Annotated in this window: 2 protein-coding genes; both read right to left on the bottom strand. The window is 68.5% G+C overall.

The genetic code is table 11. From position 1 onward, the window contains the following. Nucleotides 1–200 precede the first annotated feature (200 nt). Nucleotides 201–1,736, bottom strand: coding sequence for a monocarboxylate uptake permease MctP (mctP, locus tag B8460_RS06975; RefSeq protein ID WP_048860860.1), 1,536 nt, complete (start codon nucleotides 1,734–1,736; stop codon nucleotides 201–203). A 12-nt stretch (nucleotides 1,737–1,748) separates the two neighbouring features. Then, nucleotides 1,749–1,956 (bottom strand): DUF3311 domain-containing protein (locus tag B8460_RS06970; protein ID WP_052945160.1); only part of this gene is annotated, 208 nt, incomplete at its 5' end.

The following is a 1,956-nucleotide window of genomic DNA, read 5'->3' as shown; positions in this document are numbered from 1 at the left end:
GAGATCGACCCGTGCTGGCCGATCATTTCCAGCAGCCGCACCTTGCCCGGGCCGAGCATATGCTTGCCCGCATGGTCGATGCGCAGCGTCAGACGCAGGTTCGGGGCGGGCTCGGTCATCGGCGCGGACCTTCGGCGATCACGCTTCGTTGATAGACCGGCCAAGCCGGCCACGCTACCGCCCGCGATGGCGGCGCCCGGTCAGGCCGCATCGCGCAGGATGACCAGGCCCGCGCGGCTGCGCCGGCTGAACGGATCGAACACCAGCGACAGCAGCAGCGACACGATCAGGTTCACCGCCAGCGACGACACCGCGATGAAGCACGGCACCGTCACGCCGAGGATGTGCAGCGGATAGATCGCCGCCTTGAACCCGAGCGAGGCGGCCATCGCCGTCGCGATGCCGGTCCCCACCGCCCAGCCGATCAGCAGCGCCCAGCCGTTCAGCCGCCGCAGGTATGCGCCGAGCAGCACCGACGGCAGCACCTGGATGATCCACACCCCGCCGAGCAGCTGCAGCTGCAGCGCATACGGCACGTCGAGCGCGAAGATGAACACCAGCGCGCCGGCCTTGACCAGCAGCGACACCAGCTTCGCCACCTGGCTCTCCTGCGCGTCGGTGCAGCGCGGGTTGATGAACTCGCGATAGATGTTGCGGGTGAAGATGTTGGCCGTCGCGATCGACATGATCGCCGCCGGCACCAGCGCGCCGATCGCGATGGCGGCGAAGGCGATGCCGACGAACCAGGACGGAAACGACGCCAGCAGCAGCGCCGGCACCGCGTAGTTGTTGCGGTACTCGGCAAAGCCCGCGGCGAATTGCGGCATGTGCGCGACGCCCACCGCGACCGCCATGAAGCCGAGCAGCGCCAGCAGCCCGAGCACCAGCGAATAGGCCGGCAGGATCGCCGCGTTGCGCCGGATCACCTGCGCGCTCGACGAACTCAGGACGGCGGTGAAGGAATGCGGATACAGGAACAGCGCCAGCGCCGAGCCGAAGGCGAGCGTCGCATAGGCGCTGTAGCTGCCGAGCGAGCCGGGACCGGGGGCGGCCAGCAGCAGCTTCTTCGCCTCGACCGCGCTGAACACCTGCCCGTAGCCGCCGAGATGCGCCGGGATGACGATGATCGCCGCGAACACGGTCAGGTAGATCAGCAGATCCTTGACCACCGCGATCATCGCCGGCGCGCGCAGCCCGCTCGAATAGGTGAAGGCGGCGAGGATGACGAAGGCGATCACCAGCGGCAGGTCGCCGACCCAGCCGCCGGCCGGAAACCCGAGCGCGCCGATCACCACCTGCATGCCGACCAGCTGCAGCGCGATATAGGGCATGGTCGCCACGATGCCGGTCACGCCCACCGCCAGTGCCAGCCAGCGGTTGCCGAACCGGCCGCGCACGAAATCCGACGCGGTGACGTAGCCGTGCCGGTGCGCGATCGTCCACAGGCGGGGGAACGCCAGATACAGCAGCGGATAGACCAGGATCGTATAGGGCACCGCGAAGAAGCCGATCGCCCCCGCCCCATAGACCAGCGCCGGCACCGCGATGAACGTATAGGCGGTGTACAGGTCGCCGCCGAGCAGGAACCACGTCACCAGCGTGCCGAACCGCCGGCCGCCGAGACCCCATTCGTGCAGCTGCGTCAGATCGCCGCGCCGCCACCGCCCCGCCAGGAACCCGATCGCGGTGATCAGCAGGAACAGCGCCACGAAGACGGCGGTCGCGGTGACATCCATCGCCGTCCGCCCTCAGTGCTCGGCCAGATAGACGATGCCGACCACCACCGCGCACAGCAGGATCCACGCCAGCTGGTACCAGTAGAAGAACGGGATGCCGAACAGCGCCGGCTCGATTCGGTTGAAGAACGGCACCCACATGACCGCGCCGACCGGCAGGATCAGCAGCAGCCGCACCCGGCTCGTCCGCGTGCGTTTGGTTGCAACCTCACCCTGGCTC

Origin of the sequence: Acidisphaera rubrifaciens HS-AP3 (assembly GCF_000964365.1) — a bacterium.
GTDB lineage: Bacteria > Pseudomonadota > Alphaproteobacteria > Acetobacterales > Acetobacteraceae > Acidisphaera > Acidisphaera rubrifaciens.
The sequence above is the reverse complement of the archived record's forward strand: the minus strand, read 5'-3'. Positions and strand labels throughout refer to the sequence as shown.

Coding starts and splice junctions, on each gene's coding strand:
- mctP (WP_048860860.1), bottom strand. CDS start 1,736: ATGGATGTCACCGCGACCGCCGTCTTCGTGGCGCTGTTCCTGCTGATC.